We start from the raw sequence: 18196 nt of genomic DNA on the forward strand, positions 1-18196 counted from the left end.
GCGGGGCAGGTCAGCCCGCGAACCGGGCCGTGCCCGGCTAAGCCGGGGGTCGGGGGACTGCAGAGGAGGGTGGCAGCGTGTCGGCCACGAACGTCCCCAGCCCGACCTCGCCCCGCGTCCAGTCCTGCTCCCGAACATGCCGCATCGCTTTCGCCGCCGTCGCGTTCACTACGCCGAACTCCTGGGCGATCTCCAGAGTGGACGGCACGCGGCTTCCCGGTGGGTATGTGCCGTCCTGGATGCGCCGGATGATCTCCGCTGCGATCTGCCGTCACAGCGGGCGGGTGCGGTCAGGGTTCATCGAGTCGACGTTTCCCCGGAGGCGGGCGGCAGCGGGTCGACCACGTACGTCCCCTGAAGAGACTCGCAGGAGGTACCCGTGACAGATGAGACAGGGCCGAAGTTCGTCATGATCTCGACGTTCCGCAGAAGGACTGCGGACGGATTTATGCTCGCGGCTTTCGTCATCGACGAGAGGGAGTGTGAATCTCCTGCGGAAATGAAGTCGATCGGGAACGAAGCCCTCACCGAGATCCAGCGTCGACGCATCGTCGGAGAATTCGAGACCCGCAGGGCGAAGGCTGGCGAGCTGCCGTCGACCCTGCCTCGGTGGGCGGAATACAAGAGGCGCCTGGAAGCTGCGGATGAGGAGTCGTCTTGACCCATCGGGTGTTCGGCGACCTGTCCCGAACCCCCGACGTCATTCGCGCTCAACGCCACTACTGGAGACTCCGACAGCGATACGGACCGACCCACATCGACGCGTGCTACGTCGCCACCGGCAAGCTCTGGAGCGGTCTGGCCCACCGCCACTACCGGCTCACCCACCGCCCCGAACTCCTCCACGACCTGGTCCGGGTCAAGGCCCCCACCGTCGAACCGGACAAGACAGCCCTATGGCTGGAAGCCGCTGGATATCCCGAACACGTCACGCTGATCAGCCTGTTCGCATCAGGGCATTGGAGGCGCTCGATCCTCAGCGACGACCTCCTCGTCGTCACCCGGGCCATCGCCGAATTCCACCGCCACTTCCCGCTGCAGGCGCCCCTGCGAGGCACCAGCCGCACATGGCTCAGCACCACCATCGAGGCCACAGCCAGACAGATCGAAGCCCTCCTGAACCCTTGATCTTGCTCCGAAGATCGTTCTGTTGGAGGCTGAGGCATGCAGAATCTGCCGACATTCGTTTTTGTTCATGGGGCCTTCGCGAATTCGTTCTCGTTCGCGCCGCTGCAGGCCGAGCTCGCCTTACTCGGGCACCGCTCGGTCGCGGTCGACCTTCCGGGGCACGGATTCGAGGCGACCTTCCCCGCGACCTACCAGGCTCCTCAGGATCTCGACGCACTCGCCGCAGAACCGGGGAGCATCAAGGGAGTCACTCTCGCCGACAACGCCGCCCGCGTGATCGAAGTCCTCGAACGGGCCAAGCAGAACGGGCCCACCATCCTCGTCGCCCACAGCAGGGGCGGCATCACGACCACCGCCGTCGCCAACGCCCGGCCCGAGCTGATCGACCGGATCGCTTACGTCTCCGCCTGGTGCCCCGTCGATCTGGACGTGAGCGACTACTACGCCCAGCCGGAGATGGCGGACGTCGACGCGGGAGCCTTCGCTGCCACGCTCGTCGGGAACCCGGCCGAACTCGGTCTGCTCCGGACCAACTTCCGCACCGCCGACCCGGCAGCGCTCGCCGCGTTCAAGCGAGCGTTCGCCGCCGACCTCACCGATGACGAGTTCCGGATCTTCCTGAACACCTTCCAGCCCGATGAGAACCTGGATGTCGGTACGTCTACCGACCGGGCACAGGCCACGACCTGGGGCCGGATTCCCAAGACCTATGTGCGCCTGGCCAACGATGCCAGCATTCCGCTCGCCGCGCAGGACCGCATGATTCGCGAAGCCGACGCGCTCACACCCGACAACCCCTTCGACGTCCGGACACTCGAGGGGAGCCACCTGCGCTGGCTCGTCCACCCGAAGCCCGCCGCCGAGCTGCTCGCAAACCTCGCAGCGAGCTGACACTCCACCAGGCAATCGGTCGGTGCTGCAGGGGCAGTGATGCCAGTCTTCGCGTCATCGCATGAGCAGGCACAGGCCAGCGCACAGCACGCCGAAGCCCAGTGGGGGTCCCGCCAGGCTCACCCCACCAGGAACGCCAGGCCGGTCGGTGGACTTTCGCCATGCACACCCCCCCCGGGGGGGCGACTGCCTACGGTTGAGCGGGACAGGGGAGCCCGTTCGTCCCACTCAACCGTAAGCACGGCAGGTCAGAGCCCTACCATGCCCACAGTTACCTGGGACAGGACAATTTTCTCCCGAACTACACCATCTTGGACCGAAATGGCGACTCAGGAAATCGCCCTCGCGCCCAACACACAGGCGAACAGGCCTATCGGGAGCTTCAGCGTCACCCATGTCTACGCACCTCGGGGGCAGGCCCCGGTGGTCCGGCTCGCCGTCACATCCCACGGTGGGGAGGCGCGCTACTCGCAGACCGTGGGAGACGTCTTTCCGGTCCAGGACCAGCAATGGAAGCTCGACCGTATCGAGGATCTCAATTCCCCGACCGGAGGCTGGACGGTCGTTCTCTCCCGGGTGGAGTGAGCCACGGTGTCCATTCAGGGGTTGGTCAGAGCCGCGTCACGCAAGTAGAGGTTCCCGGCGGTGCATGAATCGAAGGCCCGCCGGGAGGCAGAACTTGACCGCGAGGTTGCGCCGGCGTTGTTTCCTTCGGCCGGCCCACCGGACAGAACGGACGTCGGCAGCAGCATCTCCACGCATGTCCGTGAGACTGCCTGGATCATCAACCGTCCGGGAGGCGACGACAGTGAATGACCAACTGCGGATCCGAATGAAGGGCAGTCTAGGGGAGCGGATCTTGAGGTTTCGAGAGCAGTTGGAGCTGAATCCGAGAGGTCGCCTCGGTGACGACTGGGATCAGGAGTTCGGGCGTCGTGACCTGCGCTCCACGGAGCAGGGCCAGGTGAAGCTGACGCTCTGGCGATATGCGGAGGACGACTGGATGATCGCGCTCACGTACGAGCGGGATCCGCTGCCCTCGGACGAAGCGGAAGAGCTGCGCCGGAACATTCTGGACGCCGCGGTCGCGGTTGGACTGGTGGTTACCGCACAGTTCCCCGAGCAGACCTCTCAGTGAGGTGAGAACGGTGGCGAAGGCGGAGTTCTACGTCTTGGCCGATGTGGAGGCCGACGGCCCGGTGCCGGGGCCGTTCTCGATGTCAAGTTTCGGATTCGCGGTCGCGGGTGTCCACGACGGCGTCACGTTTCAGGAGTTGGATCCGGCCGAGCGGACGTTCTACGCCGAACTGAGGCCGATCAGCGACGCCTACGACCCGGAAGCCGTGGCGATCAGTGGTCTGGATCGAGTGCGGTTGGTGCGGAGGCGCAGGATCCCGCCCGGGCCATGGACGCCGCGGCCGCCTGGCTCGCGGAAGTGTCCGATCAACTGGGCGCGGCTCCGGTGTTCGTGGCCTATCCGCTGGCATATGAACCGCGGACAGGGGGTGACGGCGCAGGGGTCTCCGGCCGCAGGGCCGTAACGGCGGTGGGTGGTCAGGGGTTCCTCCCGGTCACCCACCGCTCGACCCAGTGAATGGCCCGGCCGTGGCGGGGCCGACGTCGCGGTCAGCCCCTCAGCCCAACTGCTCTGTCGTCCCGTCCGGGTGGATCAGCAGGCGGATCGCTCCGCCGTAGCGGTTGTCCGTGATGGTGGCCGGGGTGGGGGCGCCCAGTTGCTGGGCGCGTTGCTGGAGGATCGACAGGACGACGTCCTGGATGTCGCCGTACGGCGGGGCCGTGACGGGGACGCCGTCGATCAGGCCGGCGTTGGGGGAGAAGACGTGCACCTGGGCGTCCGATGCGCCGGAGGACGAGGGGGGCGGGGTCGGGGTCGGTTCGGTCATCGGGGTCGGGTGTTCCTTCCGGCTCAGGCGCTCTTCGCCTCTCCCCGCTCGGGGAGGAGGGTGTCGTCGACGACGTCCAGGACGCGAGCGTACGTGCCGCGCGAAAGCCGCTGCAGGCGGCCCGACTTGACCAGGGCGGACAGAACGTTGCTGATGGTCTTCGACGGGTCGCCGTAGACGCCCGTCGGCAGGGCGCGCAGTACGTCGCGGGCGGAGAAGGCGCCGGGGAAGGTGGCCACGGCCTTCTCGACGGCGGCGCGGATGCTGAGGGCGGGCGCCGTACGGCGAGCATGTCCCGCTCCTGCGGCCGTATGCCCGGCGTGCGCGGGGTGTGCGGCGTGCGCTGCCGGGTGGGGCGTGGGGGTGACCGATCGCGGGAGCCGGTCGTGGATCTCGCGCACGGCGGTGCGGATTGTCTCCAAGTGGGTGTCGCCGGCGTCGTCCGAGGTGGCCGCCAACATGGTCGCGACTTTCTCGATGTTCGCGAGGGTGGCGGCCAGTTCGCGTAGCAGCGGCTCCAGGAAGTCGCGGCGCAGTGCGGCCACCGGGTCGGTGGTGGCGAGTTCGACGGAGACGGAACCGGTGAGCGGGCGCTGCGGAGGAAGGGGGGTGCCCTCGGCGTCCTCCGGGCCGTCGGCGCCGGCCGGGAGCAGCGACTCGACGGCTTCCCGTACGGCCGGAAGGTTCCGCGGGGACTCGGGGGCGGTGTCGGTGCCGCCGGGCATGCACGTCAGCATGGCGACGAGCTGTTCGAGGCTGTTGAGCGCGGGCAGGGCGGAGCGCACCAGCGGGCCGAGCACGGCCTGCCGTACGGCCAGGGCGGGATCCTCGTACGAGAAGGTGATCCGTTGCCCGGCCTCGGCCGCTGCCATGGGTTCCTCGCTCCTGTCGTCCGACGGTCCGGGTGTGTGTGACGGCCCGCCCGTGGTGGGCGGCTGTCTGTGAGTTGGTTGTGCGGCGGTGTGCGAATGCAACAGCGGTGTCAACGGCTCGCGCTGTGACCGTTCCCTCAACAGGCGCTGCTCATGGGCTAGTTGGGACTGGAGCAGGTCGAACGCGTCGAGGATCCGGTCCAGTTCGGGAAGTTCCGGCGGGGACTGCCGACGGTTCCCGGGGTGCGTGGACGACTCGTCGGCGCGAGACCTGAGCCGGGTCAGCCGCCGGGGCTGGGAACCGGAGTCGAAGCGGACCGCGGCGTGCGCCGGCAGGTCGCCGTTCTCGTCGCCGATGTCGAGCATGCGGCGCAGCGAACGCCGGTCCTCCCGGGTGGTCGCCGCCGTGTAGCCGTACGGCTCCGCGTAGGCGACGGCGTCCTGCAGACATTCCGCCCACAGCGGGCAGGAGGCACACAGGTCGCGTGCGGTGCGGAGCAGGACGAGGTGCTGACGGCGCTGGTCGGGCGGGACGCCCGTGGCCGCCATCGTGCCGTCCGGGCCGTGAAGGCCGTACGGGTTCTCCGAGTTGTCCAGCAGCGGGTGCTGGAAGACGTCCGGCCGACGCCGGCACGGCAGCGCCGCGTCGGGTATGTGGGCTTCCCTTACAACCGCCTTGTGGGCAGGTCGGGCGGGCGGCCTGGCCAGCGTCGTATGGCTCGCCATACGCATGAGTAATATCCCCCGTGATGATCTGTGATCGCGGGGGACTCTAGAGCAAGTTGTCAAACTGGTGCAACGCAAGTGCAAAGTACTGGCCGGAAACGAACAGTGCCGCGACGAACCATTCACAAGAGCCTCAACTGTCCGCCGTTTTCCGGGAGTCACGTCGACGCATCCGGCCGATGACCCGCCGAACGCTGCTGACCCGGGCCCGCACGGCCTTCGCGCCTGAGCCGCGTACGGCGAGCACCGCGATCACCCCGACGAATCCGATCGGCACGCCTGCCTCCGGGACGAACATGCTGACGAGAGACCCGATGACCAAGATCACATCGGCGATCACGACCGTGACCCCGCGCCGCCCCGGATGCTCCTTCACCATCCACGCACCCAGCAACGCCATTCCGACCAGCGCCCAGTACCCGAACGCGGCCGTCCCGGTGACCGCCGCGCTCGTGGTCATCCGCGCCGAGTCACCCACCGCCGAGAAGTAGCCGGTGAAGGCTGCGGCGAGGATCGTCGAGGCGAGGGCGAGGAGGAGTTGGGTACGGCGGCGGAGCAGCCAGATGGCTCCGCCGAGGATCAGCAGGGCGCAGACCATCACGAAGGATGAGCCGCTCTGCGAGGCGATCGAGAACAGGGTGTAGGCGGCGGCCAGGCCGAAGACGATGCGAGGGAGGAGGCGGACGGCCCAGGGGTCGTTCTTGTCCTGGTGGAGGAGGCGGCGGAGACCTGGCAGGGGAGAGGCGGGGCGGTTCGCGCCGGGGGCAGGGTGCTGCGGCTTCGATCCCGGCCGCCTGCCCGCCTTGGGGTTCGTCTTCGCGTCCGTCTTTGGCTGCTTGCTCGTCTTCGTGGTCATTCCAGCCCTGGGCCTGTGGCTTGTTTTCCGAGGTCCGGCATCGGCGGAGCCGTGGGGGTGGCGGCCGAAGTGGTGGCTCGCGCTTCGTTCTTGACAGGTACGGGTTTGAATCCGACTTGCCAGACAGGGATGCGGGCCGACGGTTGTGGCGGCCGGTCCGGTGATTCGATGGCAGGCGGTTCGGCCTCGGGAACCTCCGCCTCGTTCGTGGTGGGGGTGGCTGCCGCCTTCTCGGCTGCTCTCTCGTTGCGTTCGGCCGTCACCGACGAGCACTCGGCGGCCAGAGCCTCCATGCGTGCGACGGGATCCTGTTTGGCGTACGCGGCAACGTCGACATAGTGCGGCAGGGACGGGTCGTCGACCTGTACCTGAGCACGTATCTGATGGGGGCCGATCTCGTTCCGCGACGCCTCCGGCCACTGCTTGCTCGGCGCATAGGCGAACTTGACGTTGTCCACGCCGACGTACGGATTCGTGTGAAGGGCGGGGAGTTCCTGGTTGTAGAGGATCGAGCGAGTGTGGGCGGACTCGGCGAACACGACGACCTGGCCCCGGGCCGCGGCGGCGTAGGTCTCGGAGATGCTGGCCCAGCAACCACGGGCCCATTCGTAAGTGAAGCCCTGCTCGTCGCCACCGAGGACCTCTCGGACCGTGTCCTCGAAGAGATACATGCGGTTCAGTTGCTGGCCGCCCTCTGTTGTTTCCAGGGTCTGGGCCGATCCGGGGTGTCGCTTGTTCTGCGTCCTGGCCCACGCCTCGGCGACGTACCGGTTGTCGAGGAAGTTCTCGTTCCTCCAGTTCAGTGGTGCTTCCGGGTGCTCGATACCGTGAGACCAGAAGGCGCTGGTGGGGGTGGTGCCCTCCGGGGGTTTGACGCCCTTCGGATCCCTGGTCAAATCCTCGATGTATTCCTTGACGGACCCGAAGCCCGCGGCCTCGGATTCCGCCTCCAGCCGATCGAGGATGGCCTGGGCCCCCTCCAGCGTGTTCGCCTTCCGAGACTCCTCGGCTTCCTCGTTGGAGATTTTGAGAGCGAGCCGTTCGATGTACTTGGGTATCGGTTGCGGACTCACAGTGCTCCGATCTCAACCGGACGCGGGTGGAACTTCACGGACAGGTTGGCGGCACCACGGCGGGGGGCCCGCGAGGCGGTGTTCCCCTTGAGGAAGATCTCCAGGACCACCAATGGGCCGGTCGTTTCCCGGGGCATCCAGTAGGCCAACCGGTGTGGATTCTGCTGGTCGAGCCGATACTGACGGGAGCCGACGTCGTGATTGCCCAGATTCTCGGGAAAGTCCTCCGCGTCCCAGGCGCCCTCCCAGGTCGGCTCGCCCAGAACGGCGCAGGCGGCCGTCAGGTAAAGGGGCCAGACACGCGCCGCCTCCGCCAGCACTGCGGGGTTGTCCTCTACGGTTTCGGCGCTCGCTCCCCAGAGCCAGTGGCTGACGTGGGTCACTGGTGCCCAGCTGCCGCCGCGGTTGTTGAGGGTGAACGAGCCGCCGGTGTCGGTGCGGACCTGGAGTACTCGCTCGAAGCTCGTCGGCACCCAGTCGAACTGGGCGCACCACATGTCCAGGCCCTTGCCGGGGTAGGGCGGGCCGGCCCAGATCGTCGGCCAGTCCACGTCCGTCAGTCCGCGCAGTTCGGTGATCAGTTCCTGCGGGGTCCGGTCCTGAGGGCCCGAAGCAGAGAGTCCCATGATCAGTACCTCTTGTTCCTCGTAGTCACAGCAGCCAGCCGGAGCCATCGTCCTCGGGGTCCGCGGGCCCGTGGCAGGCGAGGGAGATCGTCGCACTGCCGGGTCCCCACCCGGCCGCCGTACCCGCCGACAGGTTCGCCCTGAGCGCGCACATGGGGGCGCCCGGCGTACGGGGGAACCAGACGGCGAGGCGGTACGGGTCCCGGTGTTCCCGGCGCCACTCCTCGTCGCGCCAGTACGCGCGGCCGGGGGTCTCCGGGAACCCGTCGGTGTCCCAGTCCCCCGACCAGACGGGCGTGCTCAACACCGCCTGGGCGGCGGCGAGGTAGGAGGGCCACTTCCGGCTGACGAGGGTCATCACGGCCGCGTTCTCCGCAGCCGAGCCGGCACGGATCGACCACAGGACGTGCTCGACCCGGGTGACGGGCCGACCGGGGGCGACCGACGCCAGGTGCAGCTGGCCGCCCTGTGCCGTACGCACCCACTGACCTGCCTCGAACCACAATGGCCGCCAGCCGAACCCGGCGCACCAGGGGGCCAGCTTCTCCTCCTCGTCCGGGACTCCGGCCCAGAGCGTGGGCCAGTCCAGGCCGATGAGCCGCCCCAGTTCCTCGACCAGTTGGTCGGGGGTGCGGTCGGCGGTCAGGACTGGCATGGGGTGGCTCCTCGGATTGGGGCGTACGGCTGGGGGCGGCTTGTTTACTCGGCCAGGCCTGGGCCGCGCGCTTGCTCGGGGGTGGGAGGGGCTTGAGTGGGTGTGGGGGTGGCCGGGGCTTGCGGGGCTGGAGCCGGTGCGGGCTTGAGGGTGACTCCGGGCAGGAAGTGGGCGCCGGCGATGGCTTGCGCCGAGGCCTCGGGCGGCTGGATCTGTTGAGGGCCGGTCCTTGCGTTCACTTCCACGCCGGGGAGGAATGCACCGTGGGTGCTGACCACCGGGGTGGTCTGTGCGCGGGCTTCGTACGCCCACGCCAGATCCGTGGAGCTGGGCAGGGCCACCTCGTGGTCCGGGCGCAGAACCTTGATCTCCTCGACGTACTTCTCGACGTCGGCCGTGCGGGCGGGGCCGTCCATGGCTGCCACGCGGGCGCAGACCTCGAGGACGGCTGCGCGTTGGGCCTCCGGAGTGGGGAGCGACTTCAGGTGCTCCAGGTCGAGGTGGCCGGCCTTGGTCAGGGGGGTGTACTTGGGGTTGTTCTCGTCGTACCCGAAGGTGTGGATCTGGGCGCGTACGGCTTGGGAGGCCAGCAACTCCTGGGTCTCCGGGGCGAGACCGGCGTACTTGTCCAGCGGCGGAGGGTATGCGAAGTCGATGATGTCGAGCTTGCCGTCCTGGCGGAGTTGCCGGGATTCCGTCTGGTAGGCGACGGTGTTCGGGTTGAGCTCCGCCATGAAGAAGAGGGCTTCGTTCTCTGTCTTCGCGGCGTACTTCTGTGAAAGAGCGTCCCAGGCTTCGGACGCCAGGCCCAGTCCCGCTTCCTCGTCCAGTTTGAGCGCCTCTTGGACGTCTGGATGCCACAGGTGGAATTCGCCCAGTGCATTGCCGCCGGGAGTGCCCTCCAGATACCGCAGGGTGTCAGGCACGATCGAGTTCTGAGCCTCGGTGTACGCGGCGGCTACGTGCATGTTCTTGAGTTCTTCCCCGGCATGCGTGGCGACGTTCGGATGATCCGCGAGCTGGTAGGACCAGAAAGCAGACCTCGTCTCCGGGGCGGGCAAGTCCATGTCCTGTTCGGCGACGAACTCCAGCATTCGCTTGCGGAGTTGCTCCCTGTATTGCTGTTTGGGAAGGGCGGCGATGCCCTTGCGCAACCGCTTCGCGATGCTCTCGACCTGGTCAGGGGTGGGCCCCTTGCTTTTGCTCTGCCGATCCCGGGCGTCATCGACGACATGGTCCGACACATTGACCCGGATCACACGGCCTCCGGCGGGTAGCAGCGGACATTGATGCGTGCGCTTCGCAGTTCGCCCGGCTCCAGGGCGGCGCCCAGACTGACCGCAAGTACGGTGATGCGTCCTTCTGGACCGCTCTCTCGCCATACGGCCATGCGATAGGGGTCCATGTCCTTCAGGCGGAGGCCGCGGGGCAGCCAGTGCTGGTCGTGCGCGAGCTCCGGAAGAGCTGGGTCGTCCCAGCCACCGGCGAAGGCCGGTTCGCCGAGCACTGGGCGTGCGGCCGCCACGTACGCACCCCACGTGGCCGCGGCATGTGCCAGGACCGCGTCGTTCTCCGACGTGTAGTCCGCCCACATGTCCCAGCTGGTCCAGCTGAGCTGCTTGATCGGAGCCCATGTGGCCTCTTGCGCGGGCCAGAGCGCGATGCTCTGGCCCGTTGTGCTGCGTACGGTCAGCACTCGTTCTGCCGACGTCGGCTTCCACCCGAACAGCGCGCACCAGTCGTCCAGGGCCTGGCCGGGATTGGGCGGGCCCGCCCAGACTGCGGGCCAGTCCACGTGCTCCAGGCCCCTGAGCTCCTCGGCCAATTGCTCGGGGCTGCGGTCGATGCTGAGGTTCGTCATCGCTTGTCACCTTCCTCGTCTTCCGGACGGCTCCGGTTCACCCGTGCCGTGCCTGCCGCTCCGCGTCCGCGTGTGCGGGGTCGTGACAGGCGAGCACGATCCTCGCATCGGCCGGTACCGGGCCGCGCCGGGTGACCGCACCGAGCGTCATACGCATTTCCACGAGGGGTGCGTGCGGTGGAAGGAAGCGCCATACCGCCACTCGGTACGGGTCCTGGTGCTCCGCGCGCCAGCGCGTGTCCGGCCAGGGCTGTGGGCCGGGCAGTTCCGGGAAGTCCGGGCTGTCCCACGTGCTGTGGTGGGTCGGGTTGCCCAGGTAGTCGCGCAGTGCGTCGAAGTGGGCCTGCCAGCGGATCTCGGAGAGATCCGTGACCCGGTCGTTCTCGGACAAGTCCCGGGACCGGGCCGCCCACAGCGTGTACTCGGCGCGGGTCACGGGGAGGGCCGGGCCGAGTGAGACGAGGTGCAGGCGGCTGCCCAGCGAGGTACGGACGCGCAGGCCGGACTGGAACCACAGGGGGTGCCAGTCGAAGCCCGCGCACCAGTGCGCGCGCTTCTCCGCGTCCGCGGGGACGCCCGCCCACACCGTGGGCCAGTCCACGCCGGTGAGCCGCTGCATCTCCCCGACCAACTGGTCGGGGGTGCGGTCGGCGGTCAGGGCGGGCATGGGGCGGCTCCTAGGGGTGGGCGATGCGTCTGGTTTCGGCGGCGGCTTGTCAGACGCGGCCGTCAGGGGTGCGCGGGTCCCGTGGGGCCGGGGTCGGGGGCGCGGGTGGGCGGGGTGCGGGGGACGGCTCGGGTGCCTGGGTCCGCGGGCGAGGCGTGGTCGGCTCTGGCTTCGGCTCCTGCGTCTGCTGCGAGGTCTGTGGGTTCTGGGTAGCCTGCGAGCTCGGAGACGTCTGAGGCGTCTGTGAGCTCGGCTGACCACTGGAACCACTGACACGTCCGCCACGGGAGGAGGAGGTCGAGGGCGGGGACTGCGGGGGCTCCGCCTCGGCAGGCGAGGAGTCCTTGTTGCCCTTGGGCTGTTCCTGCCCCGACTTGTACGCCGCGTACGAGGCCTTGCGCTGCTCGCGTTGGGACATGCCGATCCAGCCTCGTTTCTGGAGCGCCTGACGGCCCTTGCGCCCGGTGAGCAAGTTGGCTCCCACTGCGGCGGTTTTGCCCACGACCCGCCCGCTGGCCTTGGTCGCGTTCGCCATGGCGGCCTCGCCCTTGCCGACCACCTTCTCGCTCCCGGCGCTCGCCCCATCGCGGATGCCCAGCGCGTCACCGCCGCCGCCCGCGAACTCGGGGCTGAAGTTCCCGGCGAGGAGCTTCTTCAGCATCATCACCACGGCGGCGGTCACCAGGACCAGCATCAACAGCTGTGTACCCAGGGCGACCGGGGCCGGGAGGATGATCTGGTAGAGGACGAGTAGGACGGTCAGGATCACGCCGAAGCCCGCCCGTAGCACGAAGCTGTGGATGAACGTCTCCAGCCAGCCCTTGAGCAGCTTCTGCTGCGATGGGTGGATACCGAGTGTGGCGACCAGCGGCAGCATGATGATCAGGATCAGTGTGACCGCGTGCCAGAGCAGGGTCAGCGCGCTCAGGACGAGGACCATCACACCGACGATGAAGGCTGCGATGAGGGAGTAGAAGGCTATGCCGACTCGGTCGGCGGCGTTCATGCCTGCCCAGTCGGGATAGGGCACTGGGTAGTACGTGCCCCTGGCGATGTCCTTGCGGATCAGAGTCCAGTCGTAGAACTGGTCGAGGTCCCCGCCGTTGACTTTCCTTGTGTCGATGTCGGTGGTGGACTGCGTGACCGCTTGGCGCACGCGGAGATCCGCGCACCGGGTGCTGCCTTCCGTGCCCCAATAGCAACCGCTGTGGTCAGGGACTCCTATCGAGACCCCATCCGGGACCTTGTCCGGGCAGTGACCGTTCGCGACGGCTGATTCGTCGCTCTTCAGCCTGAAGATGCAGGTGTTGCCCGCCTCTCCGAATTGGCCGAGCGCCCACGGACGGAACGCCAGCGTGTCGTACATTGCGCAACTGGAGAGACGGAGACCCTCATTCCCTCGGTCGTCGTTCAGGTCGCACGGCGGCTGCGGCGTACCTGACACGCTGGACAGTGCTGTCGAAGTGAGCGTCGAATTGGCCTCCGCGATCCATTTGTCGGCGCCTGATACGAAGAGGTTGTAGTTGGTGCCGGACAGAACGGCTATGACCGCGATCGTGGTCAACCCCGTCCAGGAGATCCCTGCCCAGACCTCGCGCATGTCGCCCTTGCGCCACTTGGCGAACACCCAGAAGCCCACCAGCACGATCATGACCGGGACGGCGGGTTCGAGAACGTGGGACTTGAGCGTCGAGACGGCGCTGTCCCGCCCCTTGTAGAGGGCGGCGAAAGGACTCGGGTTGGAGGCCATCTCCTTGACCGAGATGGAGAACCGGGTCAGGACCTTGGTGCCGTTGAAGATGATGTTTGCCATGCCGTTGTTGACCCAGGTCATGAGCTGACAGTCATCCGCCCCGCTGAACCATTCGCCGTTGTTCTTGCGGGCGTCATCCTCGTCCTTGAAGGTCATGGACCAGTTGAGACCCCGCATGCCGTTGAGTTCGTACAGGGTGTAGCGGCCGGCGTCCTTCGGCTTCACCAAGTCTTCGGTGGCTGTGTCTTCGCTCAGGAGATCGCCGAGCGGGGCGGTGCTCCACTGCGCGACTGTGGGTATGAAGGCCTCGCCGTTACTGCCCGGTGAGTCCCTGTGGTAGGTCTCGTCCCCGGTGAAATCGCAGGTGAAGTCCGCGGACGCCGATGTCGGCGCGGCCAGGGTGAGGGCGATCAGCGCCAGCACCAGGAAGAGGCCGGCACGGACGGCTGCGCCGGCTTTTCGGATGCGGCGGCTCAGCGCGTTGCGCGGGAGCATCAGAATTCCTAACGGTGATGGGGCGAGAGGGAACACCTTGGTCCTGGCGGGCTGCGTGGCCCGCCTACGGGAATCAGCCGTACTACTGGTCCAGGGGGTCGAGGAGGTAGTCCGTCAGCACGCAGCCGCTCGCCAGTGCGTCCTCGGCTCGATAGCTCTCAGGAGCCTCGAAGTTGGGATCGCAGTTCTCCAGCAACATGCCCGCTTCGAGCAAGGTCCTGCTCGCCTCTTCGTTCGTGGGATCGATGACGAAGTCAGCGCCGAAGAAGTAGGGGCCGCCCGCCAGCTGGTCTGTCCAGCCCTCCTTCTTCGCCTCTTCTCGGGCAAGTTTGCGGTAGTTCTCCTGGAACGCCTTCATGTCCTTGGGCAAATAGATGAGCCAGCCGCCCGTGTCGGACCGAGTTTCCCCGCAGAATCCGGCCTTACGGATGGCCCACGGGTCGGCCTCCTCCGGTGGGTTGCTGGTTTGCTCGGCAGGGCCGAGGAACCCATCGAGAGGCGTTCCCTTCGCCATCTCGTCGTCGGTGAGGTTGTCGCACGGAAGTCCCGTACCGGTGATGAATTCCTGGACGTCCCTCAGCGTCTTCGCGCTGGGACGGCTCGGTCCCTTGGCTTCATCGAAGAACGAACCGCCCTCGTCCTCGACGGAGTCGGATCCGCATCCGGTAAGCGCCGTGAACAGGGCGAGGGATATGACGCCGGTGGTGAGGGTCTTGGACAGGGACATGAGGGTGGGCCTCCGGGTGGTGGGGGTGGCGGTGGCTGGGGAAGGCATCACGCGACCGACGGTTCCGGCATGGCGGCCCGCGCCGTCGCCGGGTCCTCCTCCACCTCCTGCAGGAACGTCCAGTCCCAGACGCTGAGCGGCGGGTTGATGCCCTGGCGGGCCGGGCGGGTCGTGCCGTTGGTGTCCGTCGCCGCGAGGATCTCCTTGAAGACCAGGTCGACGGCGACCGTGCCGACGCGCTTGTCGGCGTCGCGCTGGAGGCAGACACCGGTACGGAGTTCCTGGAGCGCGGCGACGACCTTCGGGTCGTCCTCGGGGCGGCCGAGGAGGGGAGCCACCAGGGACGCCTCCTGTGCGGACTTCTGCTTGAAGGCGAAGACCGTGTGGATCTGGTTGGCGCCACCGCTGCGGGCCTCGGAGTCCTCGATCTGGACGAGGTCGATGGCCTGTTGGGTGATCAGGACGGTCACCGCCATGTACGAGCGGCCCTGCTTCAGGGCGCGGCGCATCAGGTCGCGGCCCGACTCCGTGGCCGTGACGACGTACGCCTCGTCCACGAACAGCGCCTTGGGGCGCAGGCCGATCTCGCCCGTCACCGGGTTCTTCTCGTAGCCGACATCCAGCATCTGGCTGCCCAGTTCCACGACCGCCATCAGGGCGGTCGCGGCAAGGCGTTCCGCCGGGTTCCAGCTACGCGGGTCCGAGGCCGCGGGCGACTGGAAGCCGCGGAGGGTGATGACCGTACGGCGCTTGCGCATGGCGGAGAGCGGCTGCGGTTGCTCGGAGAAGGCGAGCCGGGCGTAGGGGAGCGTGCGCAGCTCCGTGAGGAGCATCTGCGCGAGCTTCAGGTCCTTCGTGGCCTCCCGGTCGCCCGTCGCGACGGCGTGCTCGTACGCTGCCACGACCTCGTCGACCACCTGCCACAGCGTCGGCCGCGGCACCTGCGCGTCGGCGTCGCGGGCCGTCAGACCCTGGTCGACCGCCTGGCGGATCGCGGAGTTGTAGCGGCCGATGACCGTGGCCATGCCCTCGATGACGGGGAGGCGTACCCGCTGGTAGTCCTCGTCTCCGAGGAAGCCGCGCAGCATCGACTCGGCGAGCAGACGGCCCGCAGGTACGTCACGGGCGATGACCCAAGGGTCGAGGACGCCGGCCTGGCCCTTCAAGAGGTCGACGACTTCCGTCTCCGCCCAGAACTCCGGGTTCACCGGATGGAACCGGCTGGCCGGGGTGCCCAGGAGACCCGCCTCCGCGTCGCCTGCGAACGCCGGGTCGTTCACCTGGGAGCCGAAGGCGAGGTAGTAGCAGAGCTGCGCGAAGTCGGTCTTCGGGTCGATGACCAGACAGCGGACGCCCGACTCCGACTCCTCGTAGAACTTTTGCAGGGCCAGGGAGGACTTGCCACCGCCGGACGCGCCGACGATGGCGAGGCCACCGCCGTCGTTGCGCGCGGGACCGACGTGCAGCGAGTAGTGGACCGGCATCTTGCCCGCCCAGCCGACGAGGTTGCCGACCCAGCCGAGGCGCTTACCCGAGCGCTGCTCGGGATTGTCGCCCAACTCTGTTCCGGCGGTGGGGAGTCCGGCGCCGAGCTGCTCGACCTCCTGGAGCCGCAGATACGGTGCGATCGGCAGCTTCGGCGCGTCACCCGGCAGTTGGGACTGGAGCAGGCGCCACTGTTGGCGGGTCGGGCGCAGCAAGGTGACCTTCAGGTCCTGCTTGAACTGCATCTCCAGGACCCGGCGGCGCCGCTCCAGCTCCTTCACGCTCGGGGCCGAGATCGTGAAGCGGATCTGCGCCTCCATGCCCGGCATCTTGTGCTCGTCGATGTCGTCGACGAGTTCCTGGGCGCGGGTGACCTGGGTGGCCAGCTTGGTGTCGGGGCTGCGGCCGGAGTTGGCCATGTCGTTCATCTCGTCGACGAGGTTGCCGCGGATCTTGTCGGCCCGGTCCTTGAACTTCATGTACGGGATGAGCGTGAAACGCATGTCGATCTCGACGGGGAACTCCACGTGCTGGGCCGCGTAGCGTGCCCACGCCGTCGACTGGCGGAAGCGGGTCTCCGCGGGCCAGTTGGCGGCGACCAAGGTCGTGGTGTAGCTGGTCTGCTGCTCGCCGGTGACCTCGTCGTACTGGTTCAGCACGATGTGCGTCTTGCGGTTCTCGCCGGAGAAGTCGACGACCAGGTCGAACGCGTTGGGGCCCCACGCGCGTGAGCCGAGCACCGGCTCGGGCGGGACGGGCAGGTCGCCGTGGAGGGGCTTGCGGATCAGCCAGACCAGCTCTTCGCGAGTGAGGGGGGTGCCCCGGAGGGTCTCCAGGCTCTCGTGGACCTCGGTCGCCACCTGCGTCCACTCCGCGACCACGTAGGGGGAGAGATACTCGTCGGCGACCCCGGTCGCGGTGGCGGCCACATGGTCGGCGGCACCGCTTACGCCACGGAGCAGGCCAGGCTCGTCGTACGGTTCGTCGTCCTCGGACATCACCCCGGAACCGCCACTGTTGCGCTTGAGCGAACCCAGCTTCACCAGCAGGACGTTGCGCTCCCGGTTGGCACCGATGCGTTCCTGGTACTCGGCCTTGCGGAGGTTGTAGGCCTTGTAGTTGTCGGTCGGGTCCCAGGCGATCGCGTTCAGGTCTTCCGCCCAAGTCAGCGCCGTGATCGGCTGGTAGACCTTGCGGTAGTGGCACTCGACGTTGCGGTCGCCGCGGGCGAGGTTGAGCAGACCGCGCGGCGGGCCCTCGGCCATCGCCTGGAGTTCCTGGGCGTTCAGGTACTCGTCGATGGCGTTGGGCAGGACGAGGCCGGTCCAGACCGAATCGCCGTGGACGAAGATCATGTCGTCCGCGTAGCGGTACGGCAGCCGGAGGTCTTCGCGGCGTGCGGAGGCGCCGGCCGCGGAGGACGACTTGGAACGGCTGGACGACGAGTTCGCCCGACCACCGCCGCCCTGGCCCGGCTTCTTGCTCGACGTGGCGGCCATGATCATGGCGACCACGAAGAAGGCGGCCGCCCCGCCCAGAAGGATCAACATGAACATGGACATGGAGGAGTCATCCTGCGGTAGTCGGCTTGGTACGGGGGTGGGTCAGCGGGTGAACTGGCCTGTTCAGCGGGGTGCCGAAAAGGCCGTACCGCGTTCGGCGGCGGCCCTGCGGGCGTCTTCGTAGCGTGCCTGCCAGCGCGGTGCTCCGGGGTTCCAGAGGATGACCTGCCAGTGCAGTTCCTCCGGCTCCTGGTCGGCGGAGAGCCCTTGCAGCCGCTTGGGCTGGAACCACCAGTCGGTCCACACCACCAGCTGCTGGCTCAGCGTGAGCGCCGAGGGCAGCGGTCGGCCCCAGACGAAGTAGACGGCGAACGGCGGCCCGAAGTAGAGAACCGACGTGAGCATCGACATGCCGAGGAAGGGGAGGAACGCGGAGAGGGTGAACAGCGCGATGAGCCACACCAGCCCGAAGCCGAAGGCCGCACCCAGCGCCGGCAGCAGCAGACCCGGAAGGGGAATGTTGCCCCAGTTCCAGATCCGCTTCGGCCGGTTGACCAGATCGGTGTGGTCGTAGGCGACAAGCGGCTCGGGCGCCTCCTGCGTCATCGTGCCCAACTCCCTCTGTTAGCAGCAATAGTGACGTTTCGTCAGCTGCCGTTGCCGTTGCCGATCTGGTCCCCGAGCGAGATGAGCAGGCCGGCGAGGCCGCTGGCACCACCGATGACCAGAGCGGCGAGTGCGATCATGCCGAAGCCCTGGAAGGCCTCACGCATACCGTCGCCCCGCTTCATCGACATCAGCATGCGGATGCCGAGGACGAGAAGGGCGATGACGGCGACCAGCGTGCCGGCGCTGGTGAGGATGCTCTGCACCTCACCGAACATGTCCTTCATCTTGTTGGTTCCGTCGCCGTCGGCGGCCAGGTACATGGTGGTTCCTCTCGGGTGGGGAAAAGCGAGTCATAAGGGTGGGGGC

21 protein-coding genes are annotated in these 18196 nt (G+C 67.8%); 6 read left to right on the forward strand and 15 right to left on the reverse strand.

Annotation, left to right across the window (positions count from 1 at the left end; translation table 11 throughout):
• Nucleotides 1–37: 37 nt before the first annotated feature.
• A complete protein-coding gene (locus JIX55_RS28210) occupies nt 38–265 on the reverse strand; it encodes a GntR family transcriptional regulator (RefSeq protein ID WP_257569507.1) in 228 nt (75 codons plus the stop codon).
• A gap of 114 nt (nt 266–379) precedes the next feature.
• Between JIX55_RS28210 and JIX55_RS28215 the strand changes: the two genes are divergently transcribed.
• The 6 genes from JIX55_RS28215 (at nt 380) to JIX55_RS28240 (ending at nt 3560) form a co-directional block, all read left to right on the forward strand.
• Nucleotides 380–661 carry a hypothetical protein gene (locus JIX55_RS28215; protein ID WP_257566053.1) on the forward strand — a complete coding sequence of 94 codons (282 nt, stop codon included), beginning with the start codon at nt 380–382 and terminating at the stop codon, nt 659–661.
• Nucleotides 658–1128: a hypothetical protein gene (locus tag JIX55_RS28220; RefSeq protein ID WP_257566054.1), complete on the forward strand. Its 471-nt coding sequence runs from the start codon at nt 658–660 to the stop codon at nt 1126–1128. Before JIX55_RS28215 ends, JIX55_RS28220 begins: the two co-directional genes overlap by 4 nt.
• A gap of 36 nt (nt 1129–1164) precedes the next feature.
• Complete coding sequence (locus JIX55_RS28225) at nt 1165–2019, forward strand: alpha/beta hydrolase (RefSeq protein WP_257566055.1); 855 nt, start codon at nt 1165–1167, stop codon at nt 2017–2019.
• A 321-nt stretch (nt 2020–2340) separates the two neighbouring features.
• Complete coding sequence (locus JIX55_RS28230; RefSeq protein WP_257566056.1) at nt 2341–2604, forward strand: DUF6406 domain-containing protein; 264 nt, start codon at nt 2341–2343, stop codon at nt 2602–2604.
• A gap of 274 nt (nt 2605–2878) precedes the next feature.
• Nucleotides 2879–3157: a hypothetical protein gene (locus JIX55_RS28235; protein ID WP_257566057.1), complete on the forward strand. Its 279-nt coding sequence runs from the start codon at nt 2879–2881 to the stop codon at nt 3155–3157.
• A gap of 10 nt (nt 3158–3167) precedes the next feature.
• Nucleotides 3168–3560, forward strand: coding sequence for a hypothetical protein (locus JIX55_RS28240; RefSeq protein WP_257566058.1), 393 nt, complete (start codon nt 3168–3170; stop codon nt 3558–3560).
• Between the two features lie 93 nt (nt 3561–3653).
• Here JIX55_RS28240 and JIX55_RS28245 read toward each other — a convergent pair whose 3' ends face one another.
• The 14 genes from JIX55_RS28245 to JIX55_RS28310 form a co-directional block, all read right to left on the reverse strand.
• A complete protein-coding gene (locus JIX55_RS28245) occupies nt 3654–3923 on the reverse strand; it encodes a hypothetical protein (RefSeq protein WP_257566059.1) in 270 nt (89 codons plus the stop codon).
• A 23-nt stretch (nt 3924–3946) separates the two neighbouring features.
• The gene (locus JIX55_RS28250; RefSeq protein WP_257566060.1) at nt 3947–5527 is read right to left on the reverse strand and encodes a WhiB family transcriptional regulator; all 1581 of its coding nucleotides are present in this window, start codon (nt 5525–5527) and stop codon (nt 3947–3949) included.
• 127 nt (nt 5528–5654) lie between these two features.
• Nucleotides 5655–6377 carry a hypothetical protein gene (locus JIX55_RS28255; protein ID WP_257566061.1) on the reverse strand — a complete coding sequence of 241 codons (723 nt, stop codon included), beginning with the start codon at nt 6375–6377 and terminating at the stop codon, nt 5655–5657.
• Entirely contained in the window at nt 6374–7450 is a 1077-nt protein-coding gene (locus tag JIX55_RS28260; protein ID WP_257566062.1) for a hypothetical protein, read from the reverse strand. The genes JIX55_RS28255 and JIX55_RS28260 overlap by 4 nt, the downstream gene beginning before the upstream one ends.
• Nucleotides 7447–8076, reverse strand: coding sequence for a hypothetical protein (locus JIX55_RS28265; protein WP_257566063.1), 630 nt, complete (start codon nt 8074–8076; stop codon nt 7447–7449). Before JIX55_RS28265 ends, JIX55_RS28260 begins: the two co-directional genes overlap by 4 nt.
• A gap of 25 nt (nt 8077–8101) precedes the next feature.
• On the reverse strand, nt 8102–8731 hold the full coding sequence (locus JIX55_RS28270) for a hypothetical protein (protein ID WP_257566064.1): 630 nt from the start codon (nt 8729–8731) through the stop codon (nt 8102–8104).
• Nucleotides 8732–8775: 44 nt separating this feature from the next.
• Nucleotides 8776–9990 (reverse strand): hypothetical protein, encoded by a 1215-nt coding sequence (locus JIX55_RS28275; protein WP_257566065.1) that lies wholly within the window; start codon nt 9988–9990, stop codon nt 8776–8778.
• Nucleotides 9987–10592, reverse strand: coding sequence for a hypothetical protein (locus JIX55_RS28280; RefSeq protein ID WP_257566066.1), 606 nt, complete (start codon nt 10590–10592; stop codon nt 9987–9989). Before JIX55_RS28280 ends, JIX55_RS28275 begins: the two co-directional genes overlap by 4 nt.
• Nucleotides 10593–10629: 37 nt before the next feature.
• The gene (locus tag JIX55_RS28285; RefSeq protein WP_257566067.1) at nt 10630–11259 is read right to left on the reverse strand and encodes a hypothetical protein; all 630 of its coding nucleotides are present in this window, start codon (nt 11257–11259) and stop codon (nt 10630–10632) included.
• Between the two features lie 49 nt (nt 11260–11308).
• A complete protein-coding gene (locus JIX55_RS28290) occupies nt 11309–13507 on the reverse strand; it encodes an ECF transporter S component (RefSeq protein WP_257566068.1) in 2199 nt (732 codons plus the stop codon).
• 82 nt (nt 13508–13589) lie between these two features.
• Nucleotides 13590–14285 carry a hypothetical protein gene (locus tag JIX55_RS28295; RefSeq protein ID WP_257566069.1) on the reverse strand — a complete coding sequence of 232 codons (696 nt, stop codon included), beginning with the start codon at nt 14283–14285 and terminating at the stop codon, nt 13590–13592.
• The gene (locus tag JIX55_RS28300; RefSeq protein ID WP_257566070.1) at nt 14282–17281 is read right to left on the reverse strand and encodes an ATP-binding protein; all 3000 of its coding nucleotides are present in this window, start codon (nt 17279–17281) and stop codon (nt 14282–14284) included. Before JIX55_RS28300 ends, JIX55_RS28295 begins: the two co-directional genes overlap by 4 nt.
• 63 nt (nt 17282–17344) lie before the next feature.
• Nucleotides 17345–17827: a hypothetical protein gene (locus tag JIX55_RS28305; protein WP_257566071.1), complete on the reverse strand. Its 483-nt coding sequence runs from the start codon at nt 17825–17827 to the stop codon at nt 17345–17347.
• A 41-nt stretch (nt 17828–17868) separates the two neighbouring features.
• The gene (locus JIX55_RS28310; protein WP_257566072.1) at nt 17869–18150 is read right to left on the reverse strand and encodes a TrbC/VirB2 family protein; all 282 of its coding nucleotides are present in this window, start codon (nt 18148–18150) and stop codon (nt 17869–17871) included.
• Nucleotides 18151–18196 lie beyond the last annotated feature (46 nt).

The sequence above is a fragment of the Streptomyces sp. DSM 40750 genome, assembly GCF_024612035.1.
In the GTDB taxonomy this organism is placed as follows: Bacteria; Actinomycetota; Actinomycetes; order Streptomycetales; family Streptomycetaceae; genus Streptomyces.

Bases quoted from the DNA above. Each gene is read 5' to 3' on its own strand.
- JIX55_RS28225 (WP_257566055.1), top strand. From the start codon at position 1,165: ATGCAGAATCTGCCGACATTCGTTTTTGTTCATGGGGCCTTCGCGAAT.
- JIX55_RS28230 (WP_257566056.1), top strand. From the start codon at position 2,341: ATGGCGACTCAGGAAATCGCCCTCGCGCCCAACACACAGGCGAACAGG.
- JIX55_RS28245 (WP_257566059.1), bottom strand. From the start codon at position 3,923: ATGACCGAACCGACCCCGACCCCGCCCCCCTCGTCCTCCGGCGCATCG.
- JIX55_RS28250 (WP_257566060.1), bottom strand. From the start codon at position 5,527: ATGCGTATGGCGAGCCATACGACGCTGGCCAGGCCGCCCGCCCGACCT.
- JIX55_RS28255 (WP_257566061.1), bottom strand. From the start codon at position 6,377: ATGACCACGAAGACGAGCAAGCAGCCAAAGACGGACGCGAAGACGAAC.
- JIX55_RS28265 (WP_257566063.1), bottom strand. From the start codon at position 8,076: ATGGGACTCTCTGCTTCGGGCCCTCAGGACCGGACCCCGCAGGAACTG.
- JIX55_RS28270 (WP_257566064.1), bottom strand. From the start codon at position 8,731: ATGCCAGTCCTGACCGCCGACCGCACCCCCGACCAACTGGTCGAGGAA.
- JIX55_RS28280 (WP_257566066.1), bottom strand. From the start codon at position 10,592: ATGACGAACCTCAGCATCGACCGCAGCCCCGAGCAATTGGCCGAGGAG.
- JIX55_RS28285 (WP_257566067.1), bottom strand. From the start codon at position 11,259: ATGCCCGCCCTGACCGCCGACCGCACCCCCGACCAGTTGGTCGGGGAG.
- JIX55_RS28290 (WP_257566068.1), bottom strand. From the start codon at position 13,507: ATGCTCCCGCGCAACGCGCTGAGCCGCCGCATCCGAAAAGCCGGCGCA.
- JIX55_RS28300 (WP_257566070.1), bottom strand. From the start codon at position 17,281: ATGTCCATGTTCATGTTGATCCTTCTGGGCGGGGCGGCCGCCTTCTTC.
- JIX55_RS28305 (WP_257566071.1), bottom strand. From the start codon at position 17,827: ATGACGCAGGAGGCGCCCGAGCCGCTTGTCGCCTACGACCACACCGAT.
- JIX55_RS28310 (WP_257566072.1), bottom strand. From the start codon at position 18,150: ATGTACCTGGCCGCCGACGGCGACGGAACCAACAAGATGAAGGACATG.